At 73.3% G+C, this 24,578-nt stretch carries 34 protein-coding genes; 20 read left to right on the forward strand and 14 right to left on the reverse strand.

What is annotated here, in order from left to right; genetic code table 11:
- Nucleotides 1-22: 22 nt before the first annotated feature.
- A complete protein-coding gene (locus tag KAK07_RS19795) occupies nucleotides 23-844 on the reverse strand; it encodes an exodeoxyribonuclease III (protein ID WP_210862946.1) in 822 nt (273 codons plus the stop codon).
- Here KAK07_RS19795 and pyrE point away from each other — a divergent pair.
- From pyrE to KAK07_RS19815, 4 genes are read left to right on the forward strand one after another with little or no spacing between them, the layout of a single operon-like run.
- Entirely contained in the window at nucleotides 843-1,523 is a 681-nt protein-coding gene (gene pyrE, locus KAK07_RS19800; protein WP_210862824.1) for an orotate phosphoribosyltransferase, read from the forward strand. The genes KAK07_RS19795 and pyrE overlap by 2 nt on opposite strands.
- Nucleotides 1,523-1,858, forward strand: a complete 336-nt coding sequence (locus tag KAK07_RS19805; RefSeq protein ID WP_210862826.1) for a hypothetical protein — start codon at nucleotides 1,523-1,525, stop codon at nucleotides 1,856-1,858. Before pyrE ends, KAK07_RS19805 begins: the two co-directional genes overlap by 1 nt.
- A gap of 46 nt (nucleotides 1,859-1,904) precedes the next feature.
- The gene (locus tag KAK07_RS19810; RefSeq protein WP_210862828.1) at nucleotides 1,905-2,369 is read left to right on the forward strand and encodes a PACE efflux transporter; all 465 of its coding nucleotides are present in this window, start codon (nucleotides 1,905-1,907) and stop codon (nucleotides 2,367-2,369) included.
- The gene (locus KAK07_RS19815; RefSeq protein WP_210855422.1) at nucleotides 2,353-2,802 is read left to right on the forward strand and encodes a GNAT family N-acetyltransferase; all 450 of its coding nucleotides are present in this window, start codon (nucleotides 2,353-2,355) and stop codon (nucleotides 2,800-2,802) included. The genes KAK07_RS19810 and KAK07_RS19815 overlap by 17 nt, the downstream gene beginning before the upstream one ends.
- Here the strand turns inward: KAK07_RS19815 and KAK07_RS19820 are convergent.
- Genes KAK07_RS19820 through rpe form a run of 3 tightly spaced genes read right to left on the reverse strand, consistent with a single transcriptional unit; the run spans nucleotide 2,799 to nucleotide 4,832 of the window.
- A complete protein-coding gene (locus KAK07_RS19820; protein ID WP_310740751.1) occupies nucleotides 2,799-3,662 on the reverse strand; it encodes an HTD2 family dehydratase in 864 nt (287 codons plus the stop codon). The two genes, KAK07_RS19815 and KAK07_RS19820, sit on opposite strands and share 4 nt — an antisense overlap.
- A 10-nt stretch (nucleotides 3,663-3,672) precedes the next feature.
- Complete coding sequence (locus KAK07_RS19825) at nucleotides 3,673-4,131, reverse strand: MarR family winged helix-turn-helix transcriptional regulator (RefSeq protein ID WP_310738637.1); 459 nt, start codon at nucleotides 4,129-4,131, stop codon at nucleotides 3,673-3,675.
- An 8-nt stretch (nucleotides 4,132-4,139) separates the two neighbouring features.
- Nucleotides 4,140-4,832, reverse strand: a complete 693-nt coding sequence (gene rpe / locus KAK07_RS19830; protein ID WP_210862830.1) for a ribulose-phosphate 3-epimerase — start codon at nucleotides 4,830-4,832, stop codon at nucleotides 4,140-4,142.
- A 72-nt stretch (nucleotides 4,833-4,904) separates the two neighbouring features.
- On the opposite strand from rpe, the gene apaG reads away from it, so the two are divergent.
- The 6 genes from apaG to KAK07_RS25850 are packed head-to-tail and all read left to right on the forward strand — an operon-like array spanning nucleotide 4,905 to nucleotide 10,983.
- On the forward strand, nucleotides 4,905-5,279 hold the full coding sequence (gene apaG, locus KAK07_RS19835) for a Co2+/Mg2+ efflux facilitator ApaG/CorD (protein ID WP_210855418.1): 375 nt from the start codon (nucleotides 4,905-4,907) through the stop codon (nucleotides 5,277-5,279).
- Nucleotides 5,279-7,255, forward strand: coding sequence for a transporter-like protein TlpB (gene tlpB / locus KAK07_RS19840; RefSeq protein WP_210862832.1), 1,977 nt, complete (start codon nucleotides 5,279-5,281; stop codon nucleotides 7,253-7,255). Before apaG ends, tlpB begins: the two co-directional genes overlap by 1 nt.
- A gap of 16 nt (nucleotides 7,256-7,271) precedes the next feature.
- Nucleotides 7,272-8,426 (forward strand): murein transglycosylase A, encoded by a 1,155-nt coding sequence (gene mltA, locus KAK07_RS19845; RefSeq protein ID WP_210862834.1) that lies wholly within the window; start codon nucleotides 7,272-7,274, stop codon nucleotides 8,424-8,426.
- A 10-nt stretch (nucleotides 8,427-8,436) separates the two neighbouring features.
- The gene (locus KAK07_RS19850; protein WP_210862836.1) at nucleotides 8,437-9,405 is read left to right on the forward strand and encodes an AEC family transporter; all 969 of its coding nucleotides are present in this window, start codon (nucleotides 8,437-8,439) and stop codon (nucleotides 9,403-9,405) included.
- Nucleotides 9,402-9,911, forward strand: a complete 510-nt coding sequence (locus tag KAK07_RS19855) for a hypothetical protein (RefSeq protein WP_210855412.1) — start codon at nucleotides 9,402-9,404, stop codon at nucleotides 9,909-9,911. The genes KAK07_RS19850 and KAK07_RS19855 overlap by 4 nt, the downstream gene beginning before the upstream one ends.
- Nucleotides 9,904-10,983: a GNAT family N-acetyltransferase gene (locus KAK07_RS25850; RefSeq protein WP_310740752.1), complete on the forward strand. Its 1,080-nt coding sequence runs from the start codon at nucleotides 9,904-9,906 to the stop codon at nucleotides 10,981-10,983. The genes KAK07_RS19855 and KAK07_RS25850 overlap by 8 nt, the downstream gene beginning before the upstream one ends.
- A gap of 19 nt (nucleotides 10,984-11,002) precedes the next feature.
- Here KAK07_RS25850 and KAK07_RS19870 read toward each other — a convergent pair whose 3' ends face one another.
- From KAK07_RS19870 to KAK07_RS19880, 3 genes are all read right to left on the reverse strand, one after another.
- A complete protein-coding gene (locus KAK07_RS19870) occupies nucleotides 11,003-11,797 on the reverse strand; it encodes a DUF5694 domain-containing protein (protein WP_210862838.1) in 795 nt (264 codons plus the stop codon).
- A 110-nt stretch (nucleotides 11,798-11,907) separates the two neighbouring features.
- Complete coding sequence (locus tag KAK07_RS19875; RefSeq protein WP_210862839.1) at nucleotides 11,908-12,954, reverse strand: RNA methyltransferase; 1,047 nt, start codon at nucleotides 12,952-12,954, stop codon at nucleotides 11,908-11,910.
- A gap of 8 nt (nucleotides 12,955-12,962) precedes the next feature.
- Nucleotides 12,963-13,490, reverse strand: coding sequence for a gamma carbonic anhydrase family protein (locus KAK07_RS19880; protein WP_210855404.1), 528 nt, complete (start codon nucleotides 13,488-13,490; stop codon nucleotides 12,963-12,965).
- Nucleotides 13,491-13,591: 101 nt separating this feature from the next.
- Here KAK07_RS19880 and KAK07_RS19885 point away from each other — a divergent pair, with 101 nt between their 5' ends.
- Nucleotides 13,592-14,251, forward strand: coding sequence for a putative pterin-binding protein (locus KAK07_RS19885; protein ID WP_210862841.1), 660 nt, complete (start codon nucleotides 13,592-13,594; stop codon nucleotides 14,249-14,251).
- Here KAK07_RS19885 and KAK07_RS19890 read toward each other — a convergent pair whose 3' ends face one another.
- Nucleotides 14,252-14,545 carry a cupin domain-containing protein gene (locus KAK07_RS19890; RefSeq protein ID WP_210855402.1) on the reverse strand — a complete coding sequence of 98 codons (294 nt, stop codon included), beginning with the start codon at nucleotides 14,543-14,545 and terminating at the stop codon, nucleotides 14,252-14,254.
- Between the two features lie 159 nt (nucleotides 14,546-14,704).
- Between KAK07_RS19890 and KAK07_RS19895 the strand changes: the two genes are divergently transcribed.
- Together KAK07_RS19895 and KAK07_RS19900 are read left to right on the forward strand one after the other, a co-directional pair.
- Entirely contained in the window at nucleotides 14,705-15,016 is a 312-nt protein-coding gene (locus tag KAK07_RS19895; RefSeq protein ID WP_210862844.1) for a cell envelope biogenesis protein TolA, read from the forward strand.
- A gap of 275 nt (nucleotides 15,017-15,291) precedes the next feature.
- Complete coding sequence (locus KAK07_RS19900; protein WP_210862846.1) at nucleotides 15,292-15,579, forward strand: hypothetical protein; 288 nt, start codon at nucleotides 15,292-15,294, stop codon at nucleotides 15,577-15,579.
- 54 nt (nucleotides 15,580-15,633) lie between these two features.
- Here KAK07_RS19900 and KAK07_RS19905 read toward each other — a convergent pair whose 3' ends face one another.
- Complete coding sequence (locus KAK07_RS19905; protein ID WP_210862848.1) at nucleotides 15,634-16,293, reverse strand: lysoplasmalogenase; 660 nt, start codon at nucleotides 16,291-16,293, stop codon at nucleotides 15,634-15,636.
- 43 nt (nucleotides 16,294-16,336) lie between these two features.
- On the opposite strand from KAK07_RS19905, the gene KAK07_RS19910 reads away from it, so the two are divergent.
- Both KAK07_RS19910 and KAK07_RS19915 read left to right on the forward strand, forming a co-directional pair.
- Nucleotides 16,337-16,972 carry an SRPBCC family protein gene (locus tag KAK07_RS19910; protein WP_210862850.1) on the forward strand — a complete coding sequence of 212 codons (636 nt, stop codon included), beginning with the start codon at nucleotides 16,337-16,339 and terminating at the stop codon, nucleotides 16,970-16,972.
- Nucleotides 16,969-17,253, forward strand: coding sequence for a hypothetical protein (locus KAK07_RS19915; RefSeq protein WP_210855393.1), 285 nt, complete (start codon nucleotides 16,969-16,971; stop codon nucleotides 17,251-17,253). Before KAK07_RS19910 ends, KAK07_RS19915 begins: the two co-directional genes overlap by 4 nt.
- A gap of 31 nt (nucleotides 17,254-17,284) precedes the next feature.
- Here the strand turns inward: KAK07_RS19915 and KAK07_RS19920 are convergent, their stop codons facing one another.
- Together KAK07_RS19920 and KAK07_RS19925 are read right to left on the reverse strand one after the other, a co-directional pair.
- Nucleotides 17,285-17,812, reverse strand: coding sequence for an OsmC family protein (locus KAK07_RS19920; RefSeq protein ID WP_210855391.1), 528 nt, complete (start codon nucleotides 17,810-17,812; stop codon nucleotides 17,285-17,287).
- Between the two features lie 45 nt (nucleotides 17,813-17,857).
- Complete coding sequence (locus tag KAK07_RS19925) at nucleotides 17,858-18,784, reverse strand: LysR family transcriptional regulator (RefSeq protein ID WP_210855389.1); 927 nt, start codon at nucleotides 18,782-18,784, stop codon at nucleotides 17,858-17,860.
- A gap of 71 nt (nucleotides 18,785-18,855) precedes the next feature.
- Here KAK07_RS19925 and KAK07_RS19930 point away from each other — a divergent pair, with 71 nt between their 5' ends.
- The gene (locus KAK07_RS19930; protein WP_210855387.1) at nucleotides 18,856-19,842 is read left to right on the forward strand and encodes an NAD-dependent epimerase/dehydratase family protein; all 987 of its coding nucleotides are present in this window, start codon (nucleotides 18,856-18,858) and stop codon (nucleotides 19,840-19,842) included.
- Here the strand turns inward: KAK07_RS19930 and KAK07_RS19935 are convergent.
- Complete coding sequence (locus KAK07_RS19935) at nucleotides 19,794-20,504, reverse strand: haloacid dehalogenase type II (RefSeq protein ID WP_210855385.1); 711 nt, start codon at nucleotides 20,502-20,504, stop codon at nucleotides 19,794-19,796. The two genes, KAK07_RS19930 and KAK07_RS19935, sit on opposite strands and share 49 nt — an antisense overlap.
- On the reverse strand, nucleotides 20,501-21,106 hold the full coding sequence (locus KAK07_RS19940; RefSeq protein WP_210855383.1) for a DNA-3-methyladenine glycosylase I: 606 nt from the start codon (nucleotides 21,104-21,106) through the stop codon (nucleotides 20,501-20,503). The genes KAK07_RS19935 and KAK07_RS19940 overlap by 4 nt, the downstream gene beginning before the upstream one ends.
- Before the next feature lie 73 nt (nucleotides 21,107-21,179).
- Here KAK07_RS19940 and KAK07_RS19945 point away from each other — a divergent pair, with 73 nt between their 5' ends.
- Nucleotides 21,180-21,623 (forward strand): hypothetical protein, encoded by a 444-nt coding sequence (locus KAK07_RS19945; protein ID WP_210855381.1) that lies wholly within the window; start codon nucleotides 21,180-21,182, stop codon nucleotides 21,621-21,623.
- Here KAK07_RS19945 and KAK07_RS19950 read toward each other — a convergent pair whose 3' ends face one another.
- Nucleotides 21,624-22,037, reverse strand: a complete 414-nt coding sequence (locus KAK07_RS19950) for a DUF6249 domain-containing protein (protein ID WP_210855379.1) — start codon at nucleotides 22,035-22,037, stop codon at nucleotides 21,624-21,626.
- A gap of 130 nt (nucleotides 22,038-22,167) precedes the next feature.
- On the opposite strand from KAK07_RS19950, the gene KAK07_RS19955 reads away from it, so the two are divergent.
- Genes KAK07_RS19955 through KAK07_RS19965 form a run of 3 tightly spaced genes read left to right on the forward strand, consistent with a single transcriptional unit; the run spans nucleotide 22,168 to nucleotide 24,432 of the window.
- Nucleotides 22,168-22,749, forward strand: coding sequence for an RNA polymerase sigma factor (locus KAK07_RS19955; protein ID WP_210855377.1), 582 nt, complete (start codon nucleotides 22,168-22,170; stop codon nucleotides 22,747-22,749).
- An 11-nt stretch (nucleotides 22,750-22,760) separates the two neighbouring features.
- Complete coding sequence (locus tag KAK07_RS19960) at nucleotides 22,761-23,177, forward strand: hypothetical protein (protein WP_210855375.1); 417 nt, start codon at nucleotides 22,761-22,763, stop codon at nucleotides 23,175-23,177.
- 58 nt (nucleotides 23,178-23,235) lie between these two features.
- Nucleotides 23,236-24,432: a cation:proton antiporter gene (locus KAK07_RS19965; protein WP_210855373.1), complete on the forward strand. Its 1,197-nt coding sequence runs from the start codon at nucleotides 23,236-23,238 to the stop codon at nucleotides 24,430-24,432.
- Nucleotides 24,433-24,578: the final 146 nt, after the last annotated feature.

Below are 24,578 nucleotides of genomic sequence, written 5' to 3' on the forward strand. Positions count from 1 at the left end.
GGCAGCAAGCGGCCCCGCAGTGCTACAGCTTGAACCCGTAATCGATCGTCAGCGGCGCATGGTCGCTGAACTTCTGGTCCTTGTAGATGGCGGCGGCCTTCGCGTGTTCGGCCAGCGCCGGTGTGGCCAGGTGGTAGTCCAGGCGCCAGCCCACGTTCTTGGCGTAGGCCTGGCCGCGGTTGCTCCACCATGTGTAGCACTCGTCGGTGGTGCTGGGGTGCAGGCGGCGGTAGACGTCGACCAGGCCGCCCTGGCCCTTGCCGGTGCCCAGCAGCTGGGTCATCCAGGCGCGCTCTTCAGGCAGGAAGCCGCTGTTCTTCTGGTTGGACTTCCAGTTCTTCAGGTCGGCTTCCTGGTGTGCGATGTTGACGTCGCCCACCAGGATGAACTCGCGTGTCTTCTTCAGCTTGGCCAGGTGCGGCGCCATCGCGTCCAGGAAGCGGAACTTGGCCTGCTGGCGGTCCTCGCCGCTGGAGCCGCTGGGAAAGTAGCAGCTGATCAGGCTGAGCTTGCGGCCGGGCTTGTCGAAGCGCAGTTCCACCCAGCGGCCCTCGTCATCAAACTCAGGGTTGCCGAAGCCGATTTTCACGTCGCTGGGCTCGTGGCGGGTGTACAAGCCCACACCGGAGTAGCCCTTCTTCTGGGCGTAGTGGAAGTGGCCGCGCAGGTCACCCAGGTGGTCGAAGACCCCCTCGACGTCCGGCGCCTGCGCCTTGACCTCCTGCACCCCCATACAATCCGGCGCGTGGGCCTGCGCCCACTCGCGAAAGCCCTTGGTTGCCGCCGAACGGATGCCGTTCAGGTTGAGCGAGACCAGTCTGAAACCCACCGTCTGTCCCTTCATGTCGACCACGCCCACCACCGACGCCCTGGCCCAGGAATTCGTCATGTTCTCGGTGGAGGCGGGGGTGCTGCGCTTCGGCGATTTCACCACCAAGGCGGGCCGGAAATCGCCGTACTTCTTCAACACCGGCCTCTTTGACGACGGTGCCAAGCTGATGCGGCTGGGCGAATTCTATGCACGCCGGCTGATCGCCTCGGGCCTCGAATTCGACATGCTGTTCGGCCCGGCCTACAAGGGCATCACGCTGGCCGCGGCGGTGGCCATCGGCCTGGCCAAGGAAGGCCGCAGCGTGCCCTTTGCGTACAACCGCAAGGAAGCCAAGGACCACGGCGAAGGCGGCACGCTGGTGGGTGCGCCGGTGCGCGGCCGCGTGCTGATCATCGACGACGTGATCACCGACGGCGCCTCCAAGCGTGAAGCCGCCGACATGATCCGCGCCGCCGGTGCCACCCCCGTGGGCGTGGCCATCACCATGGACCGCCAGGAGCGCGCCAGCGACGACCCGGCCAACCGCCGCTCGGGCGTGCAGTATGTCGAGCAGGAGCTGGGCCTGCGGGTGGTGTCCATCGCCACGCTGGCCGACCTGATGGCCTTGCTGCAGACCACCGGCGATGCGGCGCTGGCGGCCAACCTCGAGCGCGTGGCGGCCTACCGCGCCCGCTACGGGATCGACGCCTGATGCGCCGTCTGGCCGCGCTGCTGGCCCTGCTGCCGCTGGCCGCCGCGGCCGCGCCGGCCGACTACCGCTGCGAGGATGGCCGCGTGCTCAAGCTCACCAGCACGCCCTTCACCGCCCATGTCGAGTGGGACGGCCAGCGCCACACCGTGCAGCGGGTGCGCGAAGGCCGCGAGGCGGTCTATGTGAACGGCCGCGAGAAGACCCGGCTGGAGCTGCGCGGGCCGCGGCTGGAGTGGCGCACGCCCGAGGGCACCACGCTGTGCCGCCTGGTGCCGCGCAGCATCGCGCCCGAGAACGTCTACGTGCCGCCGGCCGCCTCGGCGGCGTCGCGCTGAACCCCTTGTCAGCCGGGCGGCAGCCTGGCGCCCCTATCATGGGCCGATGCCCCTGGCCCTGACCCCCGCCGCCCGCCGCATCGTGCAGGCCGTGCTCTACGAGGCGATCGCGATCACGGCGGTCGGCCCGGCCATGGCCTCGCTGTTCGACGCACCGATGGCCTCCTCGCTGGCGCTGGCGCTGGTGCTGTCCAGCGTGGCACTGGCCTGGAACTGGGTGTTCAATGGCTGGTTCGAGCGCTGGGAGGCGCGCCAGGCGGTCAAGGGCCGCTCGTGGCGGCGCCGGCTGGCGCATGGCATCGGTTTCGAGGGCGGCCTGGTCGTGATGCTGGTGCCGCTGATGGCCTGGTGGCTCAACACCACGCTGTGGGCCGCGCTGCTGGCTGACCTGGGTATCGTCGCCTTCTTCTTCGTCTACGCGGTGGCCTTCACCTGGGCCTTCGATCGCGTCTTCGGGCTGCCGGAATCGGCCCGAGCCAACCCCGGGAATCCTCATGCTGAGCACGCGTGACGCCGCCCTGTCCGACCTTCCGCGGCTGGGCGAGCTGTTCGAACAGTACCGTCAGTTCTACCACTGCCCCCCGGGCCGCGCGGCGGCCCAGGCCTTCCTGCAGCAGCGCCTGGTGACGGGGGAATCGCGCGTCATCGTGGCCGAGACCGCGGCCGCCGGCGTGATCGGCTTCTGCCAGCTCTACCCCAGCTGGTGCTCGCTGGAGCTGGCGCCCATCTACGTGCTCTACGACCTGTATGTGCAGCCGGTGGCGCGCCGCCTGGGCGCCGGGCGGCTGCTGCTGCTGTCGGCGGTGAACGCCGCGCGCGACGACGACAAGCAGCGCATCGACCTGACCACCGCCCACGACAACATCGGCGCGCAGGCGCTGTACGAGTCGATGGGCTGGGTGCGCGACCAGGTGTTCCGGGCCTACTCGCGCACGGTGCGCTAGGGCGCCGCCCAGGCGCGGGCCTGCATGGCCACACCAGCGCCCTCGTCGATCGCCGCCCACAGCGCCAGGCCATCGCCGTCCTGGGCGGCCGCCACCAGCTCGAGGCCGTGGCCCAGCGTCACCGGCTGGCGCGCGCGGTACTCGAAGCGCGTCAGCGGCGCACCCAGGCAGCGCTGCGCCAGGCCGGCCAGCCGGGTGGCGATCAGCGGGCCGTGCACCACGGGCGCGTCGTAGCCTTCCACGCTGCGGCAGTAGTCGGCGTCGTAGTGGATGCGGTGGCCGTTGAAGGTCAGCGCCGAGTAGCGGAACAGCTGCGTGCTGTCCGGCGTCCAGGGCTCACGCAGCACCGCCGCGGGCAGCTCGGGCGTGGCGGCCGCGGCCGGCAAGGACCGGCCCTTGAAGACAATGTCGTGCTCTTCGCGCAGGCAGGGCTGGCCATCGGCCTGCAGCGCGTGCAGCACGGTGACGAAGACCAGCGGACCGCTGCGGCCCTGCTTGACCTCCACCGACTGCACGCTGGACAGCCGCACCAGCGCCGCGCCCAGCGGCAGCGGCGCCAGCCACTGCACGCGGCCGCCGGCCCACATCCGGTTGGGCAGCGGCACCGGTGGCAGGAAGCCCCCGCGCGCCGGGTGGCCGTCGGGCCCCAGCTGCGCGCGCGGCAGGCCTTCCAGGAAGTACAGCCAGTGCCACAGCGGTGGCAGCGCATCGCCAGGCTGCAGCGCGCGCGGCGTGTCGTCCACGGTGGCAGCCATCAGCCGGGCGGGCGTCAGCGCGGCCACATCCTCCATGCGCCGCGGCGCGCGGCCGACCCATTGGCGCAGCTGCTCAGGCTCCAGCGGTGGCGGCAGCGCGTCCACCGGAGCGCCCTCAGCCCATCTCGCCCGGCGCCCGCGCCAGCTCGTTGTTGCCCTGCACCAGGGTCATCAGCATGCGCAGGAACTCGTCGCGCTGCTCGGGCGGCAAGGGCGCCAGCATGCGGTGCTGGGCGCGCTGCATCGGCGCGATGATCAGCGTCAGCACCCGCTCGCCCTCGGGCGTGAGCACCAGCTGGCGCACGCGGCGGTCGCTGGGCGAGGCCTGGCGCTGCAGCAGGCCGCGCTTTTCCAGGCGGTCGACCACGCCGCCGATGGTGGAGGTGTCGTAGCCGATGGTGCGGGCCAGGCTGCGCTGGTCCATCCCCGGCTGCAGGCGCACCGCCTGCAACGCGGCAAACTGCACCGGCGTGATGCCGAACTCGGCCGTCTCCTCCAGGAAGACCGCCACCGCGATCTGCTGCAGGCGCCGGATGTAGTGGCCCGGCAGGGCGTCGAGCGGGAAGTCGGCCAAGGTGGGGCTCAGCGGGCCAGGGCGGCGCGCATCTCGTCGATCACGGCCTTGTAGTCGGGCTTGCCGAAGATCGCGCTGCCGGCCACGAAGGTGTCGGCGCCGGCATCGGCGATGCGGCGGATGTTGTCGCCCTTGACGCCGCCGTCGATCTCCAGGCGGATGTCGCGGCCCGACCTGGCTCGTTCAGCGTCGATCAGCCGGCGCACCTGCTCGGCCTTGCGCAGCGTGCTGTCGATGAAGCTCTGGCCGCCGAAGCCGGGGTTCACGCTCATCAGCAGGATCACGTCGAGCTTGTCGATCGTCCACTCCAGCACGTCGATGGGCATCGCCGGGTTGAACACCAGGCCGGCCTGGCAGCCCGCGCCCTTGATCAGCTGCAGCGTGCGGTCCACGTGGGTGGAGGCATCGGGGTGGAAGGTGATGATGTCGGCGCCCGCCTTGGCGAACTCCAGCGCCAGCGCGTCCACCGGCTGCACCATCAGGTGCACGTCGATCGGCGCGGGCGTGCCGTCGGGCTTGACCGCGTGCTTCTTCAGCGCCTGGCAGACCATCGGCCCGAAGGTGAGGTTGGGCACGTAATGGTTGTCCATCACGTCGAAGTGGATCCAGTCCGCCCCGGCGGCCAGCACGTTCTTGACCTCCTCGCCCAGGCGGGCGAAGTCGGCGGACAGGATGCTGGGCGCGATGCGGTAGGTGGTCATGACGGATGAGGCGTGAAGGGACTTGGCACGGGCGGAAACCTCGATTTTACGGAGCCGCGCTAGGATGGCCCGATGTCGAACCCGCAATTCAGCGTCTCGGTGGCCACGCAGTACCTGCCCGAGCAGTCCTCGGCCGCAGACCATGTCTGGGCCTTTGCCTACACGATCACCATCCGCAACAGCGGCGATGTGGCGGCGCAGCTGGTCGCGCGCCACTGGATCATCACCGACAGCGCCGGCCACACCGAGGAAGTGCGCGGCCTGGCCGTGGTGGGCCACCAACCGCTGCTCAAGCCAGGCGAGCAGTTCGAATACACCAGCTGGACGCGCCTGGCCACGCCGCGCGGGCGCATGCAGGGCACCTTCTTCTGCATCACCGAAGACGCGCACTGGTTCGACACGCCGATCGCGCCCTTCGAACTGGCCCAGGCCAGCGCGCTGCATTGATGACCGGGCTGGCGGGGCTGCTGGCGCAGGCCGATCCGGCGGCGCCGGCGGTCGAGCGCCACCTGTGGCTGGTGAACCTGCTGGCCTGGGTGCGCGCCGACGGCCCCGCGGTGGACGAGGCCGACCCGCTGCGCGACGTGCCCTGGCCGGTGCGCCGGCTGCGCCACCTGCTGAGCGAGCTGGACCACGACGCCGACGCCCACGGCCGCGTCAGCGCGCTGCTGCGCACCACGCTCGCCTCGCTGGACCCGGCCGGCCTGCTGGCCGATTTCGGCTTTGCGCCTCGCCAGGGCTTCGTCAGCGAGCTGGGCGAGCGACTGCGCCTGGGCCTGCTGCCCGGCACGCCGCAGACCCATGACCTGGGCGAGCTGTTCCAGCTGGTGTGCGCCGACGGCGACGCCACCTGGCTGGCCGCGCTGGACGACGCCACGCTGCTGGGCCTGGCCGCGCTGTGCACCGACACCCCCGAGGAGCCGCCGCAGGCGGTGCTGATCGAGGCGCTGCAGCTGCTGGCCAGCCAGATGCGCGCCACCGGCCTGGCCGGCGCGATGCGCCAGCGCATCGACCCCGCCGCGCTGGCGCAGCGCCCCTTCCACGAGCTGGCCCGCACCGCCGAGGCGCTGCGCGCCGCCCACCGCGACGGCGCCGACGCCGCCGAGCGCCTGCAGCAGGCGCAGTACCTGCGCGCCGTGCTGCAGGCCTGCGTCGAAGCCGCCGACAGTGTGCGCCAGCACCTGGACGAACACGGCATCTCGGTGGACCTGGTGTTCCAGATCGACCAGCTGCGCCGCCGCCGCGAGCGCATGGAGCTGCTGCTCGACCTGCTGCTGGCGCCCCGGCCCGCATCGGCCTGGCGCCGTCTGGTGGAAGCGCTGGCCGAGGCCGCCGCCGAGCGCCGCGGCCTGGGCCGGCTGCTGGCGCGCCACTACGCGCTGCTGGCGCGCAAGGTCACCGAGCGCAGCGCCGAGACCGGCGAGCACTACATCACCCGCGACCGCGCCGGCTGGCTGCAGATGCTGCGCCACGCCGCCGGCGGCGGCGCGGTGATCGGCTTCACCACGCTGGCCAAGTTCGCGCTGGGCGCGCTGGCGCTGCCGATCTTCTGGGCGGGTCTGGCCGCCGGGCTGAACTACGCGATCAGCTTCGTGCTGGTGCAGCTGCTGCACTGGACCGTGGCCACCAAGCAGCCGGCGATGACCGCGCCCAGCATGGCCGCGCGGCTGGACGGCATCGGCCGCGACGAGCAGGCGGTGGAGGGCTTCGTCGACGAGGTGGCGCACCTGCTGCGCTCGCAGATGGCCGGCATCGTCGGCAACCTGGCGCTGGTGGTGCCGGTGGTGCTGGCGCTGCAAGGCCTGGGCTGGTGGTGGGCCGGCGCGCCGCTGGTGGGCGAGACCGACGCGCACTACGTGCTGCATTCGCTGGACATCCTGGGGCCCAGCGCCTTCTTTGCCGCCTTCACCGGCGTGCTGCTGTTCGCCTCCAGCCTGATTGCCGGCTGGGTGGAGAACTGGTTCGTCTTCCAGCGCCTGGACAGTGCCATCGCCTGGAACCCGCGCAGCCGCGCGCTGCTGGGCCCCGAGCGCGCGCAGCGCTGGGCGCGCTGGTGGCGCGCGAATGTCTCGGGCCTGGCCGCCAACACCTCGCTGGGTCTGCTGCTGGGCCTGGTGCCGGCGCTGGGCAGCTTCTTCGGCCTGCCGATCGAGGTGCGCCACGTCACACTGGCGATGGGCCAGCTGGCCGCCGCGCTGGGCGCGCTGGGCACCGACCTGCTGCAGCAACCCGGGTTCTGGCGCTGCCTGGCGGCGATTCCGGTGATCGGTGCGCTGAACCTGGGCGTCAGCTTCTTCCTGGCGCTGCGCGTGGCGCTGGCCTCGCGTCAACTCAAGCTCAAGGACCAGGCCCGGCTGCGTGACGCCATCCTCGGGCGGCTGCGGCGCGCGCCGGCCAGTTTCTTCTGGCCGCCGCGTGGGTGACCTACCATCACGCCCAATGCATCCGTTCCGATTCCTGGCCGCCGCGGTGGCCCTGGCGGCGCTGGCCGCCTGCAGCCTGCTGACCCCGCGCGCTGACGGCCCCGCGCCGGTGGAGCAACGCCGCCCTGACCTGAAGCTCAGCACGGAGCCCGTGCCGCTGCCACCGGGTGGCCTGGCGCGCCCGCGCGCCCACTGGATTCCCGCCGCCTGGGGCGAGCTGCCCGGCTGGGGCGTCGATCGCCTGAGCGAGTGGCTGCCCGCGCTGCGCGCCGGCTGCGCGGTGCCAGTCGACCCCTGGGTGGCCCTGTGCGGCCAGCTGGCGGCGCTGAAGGCGCCTGACGACGCCACGCTGCGGCGCTTCCTGGAAGACCGCCTGGTGGTCTACCGCGTGGAATCGCCCGACGCCAACCCCGAGGGCCTGCTGACCGGCTACTTCGAGCCGCTGGTGGCCGCCAGCCGCAAGCCCACGGCCAGCCGCCGCGTGCCGCTGCATGCGGTGCCCGCCGAGCTGGGGCAGAAGAAGCCCTGGTACACCCGCCAGCAGATCGAGACCCCTGGCGCCGCCGCGGTGGCGCTCAAGGGCCGCGAGATCGCCTATGTCGACGACCCGCTGGACGCGCTGGTGCTGCAGATCCAGGGCTCGGGCCGGCTGCGCCTGACCGAGCCCGACGGCAGCGAGAAGCTGGTGCGCGTGGCCTTTGCCGGCCACAACGACCAGCCCTACAAATCGGTCGGCCGCTGGCTGATCGACCAGGGCGAGCTGAAGGCCGGCGAGGCCAGCTGGCCCGGCATCAAGGACTGGGCACGGCGCAACCCCAGGCGGGTGCAGGAGCTGCTGTGGCAGAACCCGCGCTATGTGTTCTTCCGCGAGGAGCCGCTGCCCGACCCCGCGCTGGGCCCCAAGGGCGCCCAGGGCGTGCCGCTGACGCCCGGGCGCTCGATCGCGGTGGACCCGCAGAGCATTCCCTACGGCACGCCGGTGTGGATCGACAGCACCGAGCCGCTGTCCACGCGGCCGCTGCAGCGCCTGGTGATGGCCCAGGACACCGGCAGCGCCATCGTCGGCGCGGTGCGCGCCGACTTCTTCTGGGGCTGGGGCGACGAGCCCGAGGCCCAGGCCGGCCGCACCAAGCAGGCGCTGCGCGTGTGGGCACTGTGGCCACGGCCCTGAGGACATCGGCATGAACGGTGTCTTGCAAGTGCTGGGCGTCACCACCCCGTTCTTCGCGCTGGTCGGCCTGGGCTGGCTGGGCTGGCGGCGTGGCTGGCTGCCGATGGCGGCCATCCCCGGCATGAACACCTTCGTGCTGTGGGTGGCGCTGCCGTGCATGCTGTTCCGCTTCGGCGCCAGCACGCCGATTCAGCGCCTGCTGGACCCGGCGGTGGCGCTGACCTGGGGGCTGGCGGCGGCGGTGATCGTGGGCTTGACGATCGCCACCACGCGCCGCGGTGCGGTGGGCTGGAACGATGCGTCTTTCGGCGCGCTGGTGGCCGCCTTCCCCAACTCGGGCTTCGTGGGCGTGCCGGTGCTGGTGGCGCTGCTGGGCCCCCAGGCGGCCGGGCCGGTGATCGTCACGGTGGCGGTGGACATGGTCATCACCACCTCGGTGTGCATCGCGCTGTCGCGCATCGGCGCCGGCCACGCCGGTGAGGCGGTGGGGCGGATGTTCAAGGGCATGCTGACCAACCCGCTGCCCTGGGCGATCGTGCTGGGCGTGCTGGCCTCGGCCACCGAGTTCCAGCTGCCGGCGCCCGGGGCGCGGCTGCTGGGCCTGCTGGCCGACGCCGCCAGCCCGGTGGCGCTGTTCACGCTGGGGGGCGTGCTGGCCCGCTCGGCGGGTGCCGGCGAGGCGCCCCATGGTGCGGTGGACGAGGGCTGGATCGTCGCCATCAAGCTGGCGCTGCACCCGCTGGCGGTGTGGGGGGCCAGCCTGGGCGTGGCCGCGCTGGGCTTTCCGATGGACCCGTTCACGCTGGGCGTGGTGGTGCTGGCCGCCACGCTGCCTTCGGCCAGCAACGTGACCATGCTGGCCGAGCGCTACGAGGCCGATGCCGGCCGCATCGCCTGGATCGTGCTGCTGTCCACCGCGCTGGCGGTGCTGAGCGTGCCGCTGATGGCCGCCGGCTGGGTGCCAAGGGTGGCGCATTGAAGGTCGTCGCCGCGCCCCTGCCCGAGGCCGCGCTGCTGCGCGCCTACGCCGAGCGCGGCGCGCTGGTCGACTGCTGGGCGCTGACGCTGCCGCACAGCCTGGACCTGACCGACTACCTGCTGGGCTTTGCCCACTCCTGGCTGTTCCAGCTGGAGCGCCGTGTGCTGGGCTGGGCGGGCCACCCGACCACCGCGTCGGACGTTCAGGCGCTGGCCATGGGCAGCGCGCAGGACTTTGCCATCTGGCGCGTCGAGGCCCGGGTGCGCGACCAGCTGCTGATGGCGGTGCAGGGCGGGCGCATCCGCAGCTGGTGGATGGCCGAGCGCCTGCCCGGTGGCGGCACCCGGCTGTTGTTCGGCTCGGCGCTGCTGCCGCGCCCCGGCCACGGCCGCTGGCAGCGCTTCGGCCTGGCCGGCGCGCTGGTCGGCCTGCACCATGCCTACGCCCGCGCGCTGCTGGCGGCGGCGGCCCGGCGCCTCACCGCCAGCGCAGGTGGCCATGCCTGACTTCAGCGCGGTGAGCCTGCACACGCCGCGGCTGCGGCTGCGGCCGCTGCGGCCCGAGGATGCCCCGGCGCTGTTCGGCATCTACTCGGACCCGGCCTTCATGCGCTACTGGAGCACGCCGCCGTGGACCTCGATCGACCAGGCCCACGCGATGATCGAGCGCGACCAGCGCGAGCTGCCCGCCGGCGAACACCTGCGCCTGGGCATCGTGCTGAAGGACGCCGGCGCGCTGATCGGCACCGTGTCGCTGTTCCACCTGGACGCCGGCTGCCGGCGCGCCGAGATCGGCTACGGCATCGCGCCCGCGCACTGGCGCCAGGGCTACCAGCGCGAAGCCGTCAGCAGCGTGATTGACCACGCCTTCGGCGCGCTGGCGCTGAACCGGCTGGAGGCCGACATCGACCCCGACAACCGGGCCTCGGCCCGCGCGCTGGAGGCACTAGGCTTTCAGCGGGAGGGGCGGCTGCGCGAGCGCTGGATCATCGACGGGAGGCCGTCGGACTCGGCGATCTACGGGCTGCTGGCGGCCGACTGGCCGGCGCAGCGATCGGCCCCATCCGCCCTGGCCACGCCGCCCACGCTGGAGACCGAGCGCCTGCGCCTGGTCCCGCCCTCGGCCGCCTGCGCCGAGGCCTGGACCCGCTTCTACACCGATCCGGTCGCCTCGCACCACTATGGCGGCCCGATCAGCGCCGCCGCGGCCTGGACCCGTCTGGCCAGCGACCTGGGCAGCTGGGCCCTGCAGGGCTTCGGGGTCTGGGCGCTGCAGCGGCGCGACAGCGGTGCCATCGTCGGCGCCTGCGGCTTCTGGCAGGGCCTGGGCTGGCCGCGCGAGCTGACCTGGTGGCTGCTGCCCGAGGCCCGCGGCCAGGGCCTGGCCGCCGAGGCCTCGCGCGCCGCCATCGCCCACGCCCACAGCGTCTTCGGCTGGCCCGAGGTGCAGACCTATATGAACGACGACAACACCGAGGCGCGGGCGCTGGTGCGCCGGCTGGGCGCCGAGCCCGCCGGCCGGCAGGCCTTTGTGGACGGGCGCGAGCGCGACCTGTTCCGCTGGCCGGCACCGCGCTGACTCGGAGGGTGAGGGTTTTTCAGCGCGGCAGGTAGTCCACCGCCTCCACCAGCTGCCAGCCGGGCAGATCCGTGACGCACTGGCGCAGCGCCGCGCTGTGGCCGGCACCGTAGACCACCACCACACGGTCGCCCGCCCGCGCCACCTGCACCAGGCGGGCGCAGATCGCCAGGTTGCGCGCGGTCCAGGCACCCAGCAGCGCAGCGCCGGGCTGCTCGGCGCCGGCGCCATAGCCCAGCAGGCGCAGGTAGAAGCCGTTGTCCTCGCGGATCACCTCGGGACGGTTCATGTCGTGCAGCACGCGGCCGATGGTCTGGGTCCTCTGCTGTGCCTCCATGGCGTTCACCCGGGCCTGGATGGCGGCGATCTCGGCGTCCAGGTCGGCGCTGCGGCCGTGGCGGCCGGCCCAGGCCTGCACGGCCTCGAAGGGGAAGGCGCCCGGCGTGTCGATGCCCACCACGCGGCGCAGTCCGGCGCGCTGCGCCAGGCGGTAGCCGATCTGCAGGATCTCGTTGCGATCCTCACGGCCTTCGCCGGCCAGGTAGCGGCTGTAGGCCGGCAAGGCGCGGTCGGGCAGCGCATCGGCGTCCTGCTCCACCGCCACCAGCGTGGGCTGGAAGCGCGCCAGGCTGTCGGCCAGCGCGCGCAGCTCGGCCTGGCGCCGGGGCTGCAGCACGTCATCGACCTGGACGTTGGCGATGTCCAGCCCGGGGTTGTCGAAGTGGAAGGTGCCCAGCACCATCACGCGCACCGGCTCGGCCGCGGGGGCCTGGCAGGCGATCAGCAGCAGGGCGCAGGCCAGCAGTCGGTTCATGGCGCGGGGGCGGGGTGGACGATGGCCAGACTGTAGGCCGGGCGGCCGGGGCCTGGGCGGCGGTTCATCCCCGCGAATCGACGGCCTGTCGCCTGCCGCCGGTGCCGCCGTCAGCCGCGTGGGCGCCTGCGCGCCGCCGGCCCGCGCACCACGCTGACCCCATCCATCGCCCGCGCGCGCAGCTGGCCGCAGCCGCCGTCCACGTCCTGGCCGGCCGAGTGGCGCAGCTTGGTCAGCACGCCGCGGCGGTGGAGGCGGCGGGCGATGTCGGCGGCGGCTTCCCAGCTGGGGCGCTCGAAGGGCAGGCCGGGCACCGCGTTGTAGGGGATCATGTTCAGCACCATGCGCCGGCCGCTGAGCAGGCGCACGATGCCGTCGAGCTCGTCGTCGCCGTCGTTGACGCCCTTGAGCAGCGTCCATTGCAGCTGCACCGGGTAGCCGCTGAGTCGGCCGTAGGCATCGGCGCGTTCCACCAGGTCTTCGGGCGCGATGCGCGGCGCGCGCGGCAGCAGCTGCTCGCGCAGCGCCGGCTTGGTGGTGTGCAGCGACAGCGCCAGCGCGGGCTTCACGCGGCCCTGCGGCAGCGCGTCGAAGGCGCGCTCGTCGCCCACGGTGGAGAAGACCAGGTTCTTGTGGCCGATCTGGCCCACGGTGCCCAGCAGCTCAATCGCCTCGAGCACGTTGTCCAGGTTGTGCGCCGGCTCTCCCATGCCCATGAAGACCACCTTCTTCACGGGCCGCAGCGTGCGCGCCAGCACCACCTGGGCGACGATCTCGGCGCTGCCCAGCTGGCGCACCAGGCCGCCGGTGCCGGTCATGCAGAAGGCGCAACCCACGGCGCAGCCGATCTGGGTGGACACGCACACGCCGTCGCGCGGCAGCAGCACGGCTTCGGCGGCCTGGCCATCGTGCAGGCCCACCAGCAGGCGCGAGGAGCCGTCTTCGCCCGGGTGCTGCTCGCGCAGCGTGGCCAGGCCGGCCAGCTCGGCACGCAACGCGGGCAGCGCGTCGCGCAGCGTGAGCGGCAGGAAGTCGTCGCTCCTGCGCTTGTGGGCGTCGGGCGGCAGCGCGTGGGTCCACTCGCGCAGCACGCGCTGCAGGTGCAGCGGCTGCGCGCCCAGCGCCTGCAGGCGCTGGCGCAGCTCGGTCACGCGCATGGCGGTGTTCAGCCGAGGCGCCGCAGGCCGCCCGCGTAGCGCCGCGCGTTGTGCACGTAGTGCGCGGCGCTCAGCGCCAGGCGCTGCTGCTGCTCGGGGCTGAGCTGGCGCTTGACCACCGCCGGGCTGCCCACCACCAGCGAGCCGTCCGGGATCTGCTGACGCTCGGTGACCAGCGCGCCGGCGCCGATCAGGCAGCCCTTGCCGATCACCGCGCCATTGAGCACCACCGCGCCCATGCCCACCAGCGTGCCGTCGCCCACGGTGCAGCCGTGCAGGATCACCTTGTGGCCCACCGTGACGTCCGCGCCGATGGTCAGCGGCAGGCCGGCGTCGGCGTGCAGCACGCTGCCGTCCTGGATGTTGCTGCGCGCGCCGATGGTGATCGGCTCGGGCTGGTCGCCGCGCACCACGGCGCCGAACCAGACGCTGGCGTCCTCGCCCAGACGGACCTGACCGATCACCTCGGCCGAGTCGGCCACCCAGGCGCCGGGGGCGAGTTCGGGCTGCTGGTCGTCGAGAGCGAAGAGGGCCATGGTGCGGTGTCGGGTGGCTGAAGCCCGCCATGGTAAAGGCTGGGGCCCGGAGCGTCCTGGGCCGCTAAGATGCCCCCCTTTCCCGTTCACGGACCCTGCCCATGAACCTGCTCAAGCGTGCCTTCCTGCTGGGCGCCGTGGCGGCCGTGCTGCCGGCTGCCCAGGCCGCGCCGGTCAAGCGTGCCGCACCGGTGCGCAAGGCCGCGCCGCCGCGCCGCCCTGCCGCGCCGGCCCGCGCGCCCGCCCCGCCGCCGCTGCGCAGCCCGGTGCTGCTGACCGTCAGCGGCGCCATCAAGAAGAGCAACCGCGGTCCGCTGGACAAGGCGATCGACCAGATGGCCGCCAAGCACGGCCTGGCCTGGGAGCAGGCCTACACCTTCGACGCCGCCGCACTGGCCAACCTGCCGGCCGAGACCATCCACCCCACGCTGGAATACGACGCCAAGCCGCACACGCTCAGCGGCCCGCCGCTGGAGATGGTGCTGGCCACGCTGGGCATCACCCCCGGCCAGGCCGGCGTGATGCTGGCGCTGCGCGCGGTGGACGGCTACCGCATGGAGCTGAGCCTGGCCGATGTGCGCGCCTGGAAGATGATCCTGGCCACCCGCATCGACGGCCAGAGCATGGCCATTGGCGGCCTGGGCCCGCTGTGGGCCGTCTATGACGCCGACCGCCTGCCCGGCATCGCCGAGCTGCCGCTGGCCGAGCGTTTCCAGCGCTGCCCCTGGGGCCTGTACCACATCGAGGTCATCCAGACCTGATCAGGCGTGGCGCCGGGCCACCCAGTAGGTGGCGCCGTCGGGGCCGTAGCGCTCATCGTGCGGCTGGTGCGCCGCCAGGCTGAAGCGGTCGCCCGGGCGCAGGTGGCGCGGCGCGGCGTCGCCGCAGCCCAGCCACAGCTCGCCCGCCACCACCAGTGCCTCCACCGCGAACGGGTGGGTGTGGGTGGGTACGATCTCGCCGGGCGGCCACTGGCGCTCGACCACCTCGTCGAAGCCTTGCGCGCGCAGCGCCTGGGCGAAGTCGTCGAAACGGGGCAGGGGCGAGTCACTCATGCAGCCTCCAGGGTGGCATGTCGCTGGGTTGTGGCGACGAGCCGACAGTGTGCGCCGTCCGAAAAGCAGGGCCTCGTCAGAAGGCGGGTCGGGCCCGAATAATGGCCCTTGGCCGGATTCTCGGGTTCACCGGTCAACCCTTTCCTTCACAGGCCCACCATGAAGTTTCGTCTGTCGCTGATTCCGCTGCTGCTCGCCTCCGCCACCGCCTTTGCGCAGGCGCCCGCGGCCCCTGCAGCGCCCGCTCCCGCCGCCCAGGCCGCGCCGGCCGACATGTCCAAGGCCGACAAGAAGGCCTCGCACAAGGCTGCGCATGCCGACAAGAAGGCCGCCAAGAAGGCCCACCGCAAGGCCACGCGCAAGGCCGCGAAGAAGGCTGACAAGACCGCGGCCGTCGGCGCCGCGCACACCACCCGCCACGCCCACGTCACGCACCGCAAGGCGCAGCGCTCGGCGCACGCGGCCGCCTGAGTCGCGCAGGCCACAGACCGCTCGCCGCGCCCGTCGGGCCGTGGCGAGTGGTCTGTGCGTTCACGTCGCGGGCCACCATGGTCCGCACAACGCTGACGGCGAGGTGCCCAGGCGGTCACTTCGCATGGCCCACACGCGCCCGACCTTTGCGCGCCCAAACATCGCCGGCGGTCAACCCGGACCTGGGCAGCCGCGTTGGCAGAAGGGCGCGCGACGACCGACGCCACACCATCGGGTCGGACGCCCTCCTCAACCCTTCATTGCACAGGTCCACCATGAACTTCCGTCTGCCCCTGCTGTCCCTGCTGTTCGCTTCGGCCACCGCGTTCGCGCAAGCCCCTGCCGCTCCCGCCCCGGCCGCCCAGGCGGCGCCGGCCGCCTCCGCGGCCCATGCCGACAAGAAGGCCGCCCGCAAGGAGGCCCGTCAGGACAAGCGTCAGGACGCCCGTCAGGATGCGCGCCAGGATGGCCGCCAGGACGCGCGTCAGGACGACCGCAAGGCCGATCGCAAGGAAGCCCGCAAGGCCGCCAAGAAGGCCTCCGGCGCGTCCGGCGCGCAGTGATCGTCACAGCGGCCCCTGGCCGCTGACCACCCTGCAGCGGCCTCGTGCCGCTGCTCAGCGTGCTGCCCGCGGCGGCAAGGCCGCCGCGATGCAGGCCTGGGCGCACCAGTAGCTGGCCAGGATCCACAGCGACGCCATCGGCACCGGCGCTGCAAAGCGGTCGACCGCCAGCGTCGCGTCCGAGAGCATGAACAACGCCCCGCCCGCAGCGCCCCAGGCAGGGCCGGCCGCGCCGGCACTGCGCTGGCGCCACCAGCGCGCCGCGGCCAGTGCCGCCATGCCGGCCAGCGCCAGCACATAGGCCACCACCGGCCCCTGCAGCGCGGGCGCAATGCCCGGCCACAGGTGCTGCAGCACCCCCAGCGCCACCGCGCCATACAGCGCGATCGCCGGCCACCACGGCCGCGCGCCGCCGCGCCACAGCGCCACGCCATAGGCCAGGTGCGCCGCCAGAAAGCTCACCAGCCCTGGCAGGAAGCCCTGCTGCGGCCACAGCAGCGCCACATCACCCACCCACGACAGCGCCAGCCCCAGCAACAGCGGCCGGCGCATCGGGTCGCCGTGGCCGCGCCGCGCCGCCCAGGCGATCAGCAGCGCCGTGGTCAGCGGCTTGCAGACCCAGGCCAGCGGCGGCAGCGCCCAGGCCCAGGGCGCGGCCAGGATGGTCAGGGCGCCGCTCAGGGCGGCCAGCAGCAGCAGGGCAACAGAAGGCATGGCGCCGATTCTCCTGCGCCCCGCGCTGCGGCACACTGCGGTGATGCGCGCATCCCGAGCCCTGCTGCCGATGCTGCTGGCGCTGGCCTGCCGCGCCGGCGGCGAGCCGACCGTGGCCCCGACCGACGTGCAGGTGCAGCGCCAGGGCAGCCACTTCAGCATCGACGTGGTGATGCACGCGGCGGTGCCGCCGCCGCTGGCCTTCGAGGTGCTGACCGACTTCGACCACATGGCGCGCTTCGTGCCCAACCTGAGCGAGAGCCGGGTGCTGGAGCGCCGCGGCCTGACCTGGCGCGTGGCGCAGAAGGGCGCGGCGCACTGGGGCCCGATCACGCTGCCCTTTGAATCGGTGCGCGAGCTGCAGCTGGACCCGCCGCGCGAGATCCGCGCCCATGCGCTCAGCGGCAGCGCGGCGGCCATGGACACGCTGATGCAGCTCGAGCCCGAGCCCGGCGGCACCCGGCTGCACTACCACGCCGAGGTCGAGCCCGGCCGCTGGTTCCCGCCCGGCCTGGGGCCCGCGCTGGTGCAGCACGAAACCGCCGAGCAGTTCAGCGCGCTGCTGCGCGAGATGGCGGCCCGCCGGGCCCCTCAAGGCGTCAGCGGGATACAACCCGTTACCTTTTGCCGGGCCGAGACCCTCAACTGCCGCCGCCCCCAGCCGATGCGCGCGGCATGAACACCTCCACCGCCAGTGCGCTGACGGCGTTGCAGACCGCCGTGACGCAGGCCCGGCTCGAGACGCTGGGGCCACGCCGCGACCCCCGCGCCGCCGTGCCTGCCGCCACGCACCGGCCGCCCACGCCCAGTCCGGCGGCACAGAACGCCGAGGCCCTGGGCCGCCAGCTGGAGCAGGAGATGCAGTCCGAGCGCCGCGCGCTGGAGCGCCTGCAGGCCAGCCTGAAGAGCCTGCCGCGGCACGACCCGGTGCTGGGCTCGCTGCTTGACGTCTCGGCCTGATCCGCGGCCGCGGGCCGCGATCGCACCAGGGTCAGCCGGGCGCGCCAGCCTCCACGCGCTGCAAGGTCACGCCCACCGGCGGCGGGTGCTGCAGCGTCTGCAGGATCACGCAGTAGCGTTCGGTCTGGCGCACCAGCGTGGCCAGCTGCTCGTCGGTGGCGGGTGAATCCACCTCGAAGCGCAGCCGCAGCGCGGTGGCGCCCACCGGCACGCTGCGGTCCACGCCCAGCGTGCCGCGCATGTCACCCTCGCCCTCGGCGACCACCTCCACTGAGCGATACGGAATGCCCATCGCGGTGGCCACCACGTTGAAGGTGACGCCGGCGCAGGCGACCATCGCCTCGAGCAGCATGTCCATCGAGCAGGCGTCCTGGCCGTCGCCGCCGGCCAGCGGGTGCAGGCCGGCCTCGATCGGGCCGCCACGGGTCTCGATGCGGCAGGCGGGGCGGTGCGGCAGCAGCTGCGCGCGCGCCACCGAGCGCAGCTGCGCCGCCTCGGGCTCGGTGCGGTAGCGCGCCTTCAGCGGCGCCTGCAGCTGGCGGAGTTGGTCGGCATCCATCGGCGTACGGGGGGCTGTGGCAACACCCCGATGATGCACGCACACTCAGGCCAGGGTGGCAGCCTCGCGCGCGGCCAGCACGCGCGGGATGCCGTCGGCCAGGTGCTCCCACACCCGCCGCACCAGCGCGCTGCCGCGCAGCTCGCGGTGCACCGCCAGCCAGCAGGGCATGGGCGGGATCGCCAGCTGCGGCAGCAGGGGCACCACGCCGGGCAGCAGCGGCAGCACATAGCGCGCCGCAAAGCCGATGCCGGCGCCCGCCGCCAGCAGCGCGCTGGCGGCCAGCTGGTTGTCGCAGCGCAGCGCGAAGGCCTCGCGGCCCAGCGGCAGGCCCATGCGGGCGAAGCCGCGCAGGATGGTTTCGTCCTGGTCGAAGCCGATCAGGCGATGGCGCGGCAGCTCCTCAGGCACGCGCGGCGTGCCGTGGCGGGCCAGGTAGTCGCGGTGGGCGCAGGGCACGATGGGAAGCTCGGCCAGCTGGCGCGCCACCAGCGAGGACTGGCTGGGCCGCAGCATGCGCACCGCGATGTCGGCCTCGCGCGCCAGCAGGTTGCTCAGGCTGTTGGACACCACCAGCTCGACCTGGATGCCCGGCTCGGCCTGCTGCAGCGCCACCAGCACCTCGGGCAGCAGGTAGGCCGCCGCCACCTCGCTGGTGGCCAGGCGCACCGTGCCCGTCAGGCTCTCGCGCTGCGCCGCCACCGCGTGCGCGACCGCCTGGGAAGCGCTGCGCATCTGTCGCGCCGCATCGGCCATGGCCAGCGCCACCGGCGTGGCGCGCACGCCGCGGCCGGTGCGCTCGAACAGTGGCGCGCCCAGCTGCGCCTCCAGTTCGGCCACATGGCGCGACAGCGTGGGCTGGTGCAGGCCGTGGCGGCGCGCCGCGGCGGTCAGGCTGCCGGCTTCCAGCACCAGCAGGAAGCTGCGCACCAGGGTCCAGTCGAAGGCGTCGGGGCGGGCCAGGCTGCTCATGCGGATCCGTATGGCTGACATGCAGGGTTCGGCCATTGTCGGATGAATCGGGCGCGCGCAGACTGCCGGGCATGGAATACACCAGTGATCCTTCCGTGCTGGTCCTGGGCAGCCAGGGCCGACTGGGCCAGGCCGCCGTGCAGGCCTTTGCCGCCGCCGGCTGGCGCGTCTGGGCCCAGGCCCGCCGCCCGCAACCCGACCTGCCCGCCGGTGCCCGGGCGCTGGATGTGCCGCTCGCCGACACCGCCGCGCTGGCCACGGCCGCCCAGGGCGCGCAGGCGGTGGTCTACGCGGTCAACCCGCCGTACACCCGCTGGCCGCAGCAGATGCTGCCGCTGGCCCGCCAGGGCATGGACGTGGCCGAGGCGCTGGGCGCGCGCTTCCTGCTGCCGGGCAACGTCTACAACTTCGGCCGCGAGCTGCCGGCGCAGCTGACGCTGGACACGCCCGAGGTGGCCAACACCCGCAAGGGCGCGCTGCGCATCGCGCTGGAGGCCGAGCTGCGCCAGCGTGCCCAGGCCGGCCGGCTGCGCAGCAGCGTGCTGCGCGCGGGCGATTTCTTCGGCGGCGGCCCGGGCAGCTGGATCGACCTGGTGATCGCCAAGCACCTGCGCGCCGGCCGGCTGGACTACCCCGGGCCGCTGGAGGTGCCGCACGCCTGGGCCTTCCTGCCCGACCTGGCGCGCGCCTTCGTGGACGTGGCCGCCCATGCTGAGACCCGCCCCTTCGCCCGCTGGCAATTCGCCGGCCACACGCTGACCGGCGCCGCGCTGCTGCAGGGCCTGCGCAGCGCCGCCGAGGCGCAGGGCCTGGCGCCGGCGCGCGGCTGGCGCGAGCGGCGCATGGCCTGGTGGCCGATCCGCCTGGCCGCGCCGCTGGTGCCGATGGCGCGCGAGATCGCCGAGATGGCCTATCTGTGGGCGCGCCCGCACGCCCTGCTGGAGGTGCTGCCGCAAGCGCGCGCCGCCACGCCGCTGGCGGCGGCGATGGCCGCCACGGTGGCCGCGCTTCAGCAGCCCAGCGTGTCGGCCAGCGCGGCCAGGTCGGCGGCCTCGTAGTCCACCGGCACCTGGGCGCGGGTCTCGCCCACGCCGGGGCCGTGCTCGTTCGGCCGGGCGATGAAGGCGGTGCGCAGGCCGGCCTGCGCAGCCGCGGCCAGGTCCCAGGAATGAGCGGCCACCATCATCACCTGCTCGCGCGGCAGGTCCAGCGCGGCGGCGGCGGCCTGGTAGACCACGGGCGTGGGCTTGTAGTCGCGGGCGATCTCGGCGCCCAGCACCGCGTCCCAGCGCAGACCGTTGCGCCGCGCCAGGTTCACCATCAGCGCGATGTGGCCGTTGGAGCAGGGCGCCAGCAGGAAGCGCTGGCGCAGCCGGGCCAGCGCGGCCGGCACCTCGGGCCAGGCGTCCAGGCGGTGCCAGGCTAGGTTCAGCGACTGGCGCGTGGCCTCGTCCACCTGCGCGTCCAGGCCCAGCTCGCGCAGCACCACGTCCAGGTTGCGGCGGTGCAGGAGGTCGAGCTTGCCGAACGGGATCAGGCCGCGGCGCACCTCGTCCATCGCCGGCTGGTACTGGGCGCGCCAGGCCAGCGCGAAGGCGGCGGCGTCCACATCCAGGCCCAGCGGCTGCAGGTGGGCGCGCACCTCGCGGGCCACGCCGCCGTGCCAGTCCACCAGCGTACCGAAGACATCGAAGACCAGGGCGCGGATCGGCGGATTCATCGGGGCACCTTGAAATGCTGGCGCGCGGCCGTCACCGCGGCGCGGGTGAGGCAGCCGGGGGCGTGGTCGTTGACCAGGCCCATCGACTGCATGAAGGCATAGGCGGTGGTGGGGCCGACGAACTTCCAGCCGCGGCGCTTGAGCTCGCGTGCCAGCGCCACCGACTGCGGCGAGGTGGCGCGCGCCGCCGGGTCGTCGTCGGGCGCTTCCTCGAAGCGCCACAGGAAGGCCGCCAGCGAGCCCTCGGCCTGCACCAGCTCCACCGCGCGGGCGGCGTTGTGGATCACCGCCTCGATCTTGCCGCGGTGGCGCACGATGCCGGCGTCGGCCAGCAGGCGGGCCACGTCGGCCTCGGTGTAGCGGGCCATGCGGTGGAAGTCGAAGGCGTGGAAGGCGGCGCGGAAGTTCTCGCGCTTTTCCAGGATGGTGCGCCAGCTCAGGCCCGACTGGAAGGCCTCCAGGCAGAGCTTCTCGAACAGGCGCCGGTCATCGGCCACCGGAAAGCCCCATTCCTGGTCGTGGTAGGCCAGGTACTGGGCGGTGGACAGGCACCAGCGGCAGCGCGGTCGGCCGTCGGGGCCGGCGTCGGTGGACAGGCTCATGCGCGGATTGTGCGTCCGCGACGACAATGCCGCGGTCAACAGCCCGGGCCGACGCCGCGTTGAGCCCCGACCGATGCGAAACCACCCCCTTGTCGCGCTGGCCCTGGCCGGCCTGTGCGGCGCCGCCGCGGCGCAGTCCGACCCCTCGCCGCAGGACCTGGCCCGCTGGCAGCAGGCCTCGGCCTGCGTGGCGGTGCTCAAGGCCGACGTGCTGGTGCTGCGCGACCGCAGCTGGGCGGGCACGCCCGGGCTGAAGCCCGAGATGAAGCGCCTGACCGAGCAGGGCTTCGCCTTCATCGGCACCGCCTACAAGCAGGGCTTGCGCCAGACCCTGGCCGACCGCCTGCTGGAAGAGGCCGAGGCGGCGCAGAAGCGCGCCTCGCCGGAATCGCTGCGCGCGCTGTCGCAAGGCTGCCGCACCGAAGGCGCGAAGCTGCTCAAGCAGGCCAATGTGGTGGAGCGCCTGCTGGTGTCCAACCGCGCCGAGTCGCGGGTGGACAAGCTGCTGGCGCGCTGATCAGGCCGGGCCGTCGGTCTTCGGGCCGATGCGCGCGAAGATCAGGTTGGCCACGCCGATGGCGATCGGGATCAGGCCCCAGGCGGCCGAGTCGTTGTCGCGGTTGATCGCCAGCGCCGCCGCCACCGCCAGGCCCACCAGCAGGAAGGTCAGGCCGCGGCGCAGCGCGCGGCTGCGGGCGTCCAGCGGGTCGATGCGGTCCTCGCGGTCGAACAGCTCGGGCGGCAGCGGCGGCACGTCCACGCCGCGCTCGATCGCCGCCAGGCGCTCCTTGTGGTGCAGCTCGACCAGCTGGGCGCGGCGCTTGTAGTCGGTGGCCAGCCAGATGATGGCCACGGCCACGCCGCCGAGGATGCCGCAGATGGGAATCAGCAGGCCGAGCAGCTGCTTGAGGATGACGGCGTCAGCGTCCATGGTGTCGGGCTCCGTGAAGTGGTGGATGCCCTTGATAGCGCCGCGGCGGCGGGCCGGTTTCAGACCGCCACCCCAAAATTTTTGATGCCGCCGCTGAAACCGCCGCGCCGCCCCGGCACTATCAGGCCCCATGACCCTGGACGCCCGCGCGCGCGATGCCGATCTGGTCGCCGCGCTGGCCCGCGGCGAGCGCGCGGCCGCCTTTGACCAGCTGGTGCAGCGCTACACGCCGCGCCTGTACCGGCTGAGCTGGCTGCTGCTGCGTGACAGCGCCCGCGCCGAGGACGCGGTGCAGGACAGCCTGCTGCGCGCCTGGCGCGCGCTGGACGGCTACGACGCCACCCGCGGCGCGCTGTCCACCTGGCTCTACACCATCACCCGCCACCACTGCCTGGCCCAGCTGGGCCGGCCGGCGCTGGACACGCTGTCGCTCGACGAGCCCGACGGCGAGGCCCTGGCCGCCACGCTGGCCCAGCCTGCGGCCGGCCCCACCGACGCCCGCGCCACGCTGCAGGCGCTGATCGACACCCTGCCCGAGACCCCCCGCGCCTGCCTGCAGCTCTTCTACTGGGAAGACCGCTCGGTGGCCGAGGTGGCGGCCCAGCTGGGCCTGCCCGACAACACCGTCAAGACCCACCTGCACCGGGCCCGCGCCCGTCTGCGCCAGGCCCTGGCCGACCAGGGCCTGGACGACCCGGCGCTGTGGCTGTGAAGGAGACCGCGATGAGCGAACACCACCCCGACTGGCTGGACCACGCGCTGCAGCGCCAGCTGCCGCCGCCCGCGCTGCCCGCCGGCCTGACCCCGCGCCTGCACACCGCGCTGGCCCAGGCGCGCCAGCAGCGGGCGCTGGACGAACTGCGCCAGCGCCAGACCGCACGCGAGGCCGAACTGCTGGCCGAACTGGCCCGCGCCCGCGCCCAGCTGCGCCAGCGCCGCTGGCGCGACAGCGCCCAGGTGCTGGGCGTGGCGGTGGCGGTGTCCTTCGCCAGCGGCGCGCTGGCCGTCTGGACCCTGCCCTGGTGGCAACCCTGGCTGGACCAGCCGCCCGACCTGGTGCTGCCGCTGGTGGCGCTGGCGCTGGGGGTGGGCAGCGCCACGCTGGCGGCGCGCGCCAACTGGGGCCGCGGCTGGTTCTGACGCTCCAAGACAACCCGCGGCTGCGGGTCTGCGTGGACATGGCACCATCCGCCCCGCCATGAACACCACAGAACTGTTCCTGATCGCGATGACGATCATCTTCGGCGGGCCCTACCTGGTGTGGCGGCTGGGCCGCACCGAGTACTGGGCGCCGCTGGTGGTGGTGCAGATCGTCGGCGGCATCGTGCTGGGCCCAGGCGTGCTGGGCGCGGCCTTCCCCGAGTACTACCGCTTCGTCTTCACCCCGGCGGTGATCCAGTCGCTCAATGGCGTGGCCTGGTGGGCGGTGATGCTGTTCGTGTTCATCGCCGGCATCGAGCTGGACCTGCGCGCCGCCTGGCGGCACCGCCGCGAGAGCAGCATCACCGCCGGCCTGGCGCTGGGCAGCCCGCTGCTGCTGGGCAGCGCCGCCGCGCTGGTGCTGCTGGCGCAGGACGGCTGGGTGGGCCCGAAGGCGCAGCCCTGGCAGTTCGTGCTGGGCATTGGCATGGCCTGCGCGGTGACCGCGCTGCCGATCCTGATCCTGTTCATGGAGAAGCTGGGCATCCTGCGCCAGCCACTGGGCCAGCGCATCCTGCGCTATGCCAGCCTGGACGACATCGCCATCTGGGCCGTGCTGGCGCTGATCCTGATGGACTGGCAGCGCGTGGGCCGCCAGCTGGCCTTCCTGGCGCTGTTCGCGCTGGCCGCCTGGGGCGTGCGCCGCCTGATGCAGGCCATCCCCGAGCGCGACCGCTGGTACACCGCGCTGATCTGGCTGGCCGGCTGCGCCTTCCTGGCCGACTGGGCCGGGCTGCACTACATGGTGGGCGCCTTCCTGGCCGGCGCGGTGCTGGACGCCGAGTGGTTCGAGCAGGCCAAGATGGACCTGCTGCGCCACCATGTGCTGCTGGTGATGATGCCGGTGTTCTTCCTGTCCACCGGCCTGCGCACGAACTGGCAGGCCGGCGGCCTGGCCGTCTTCGGCGCCGCCGCGCTGCTGCTGGTGGCGCAGCTGGTGGGCAAGCTCGCCGGCCTGCGCCTGGCCGGCCGCATCCTGGGCTGGCCGAAGGGCGAGGCCAGCCTGATCGGCTGGCTGCTGCAGACCAAGGCGCTGATCATGATCATCTTCGCCAACATCCTGCTGGACAAGCAGGTCATCACCGCCGAGACCTTCACCGCGCTGCTGCTGATGGCGGTGGCCAGCACCATGCTGACGGTGCCGGTGGTGGCGCCGCGGCTGGCGCGCTCGCCAGCCTCCGGCGCGACGGGCTGACGGTCTGCCGCGCCGCCCAGGGCGCTCCGGCGGTACCCGCCGTGACAAATGACCGCCGTCAAGCGTGGGGGGGTGTGGGCCCGGCGGGCCCCCAGGTCCCGACAATCCACCGCACAGCCTGCAGTCGTTGGGGCTGGCCCGTGGGG

The sequence above is a fragment of the Ideonella alba genome (genome assembly GCF_018069875.1).
In the GTDB taxonomy this organism is placed as follows: Bacteria; Pseudomonadota; Gammaproteobacteria; order Burkholderiales; family Burkholderiaceae_C; genus Ideonella; species Ideonella alba.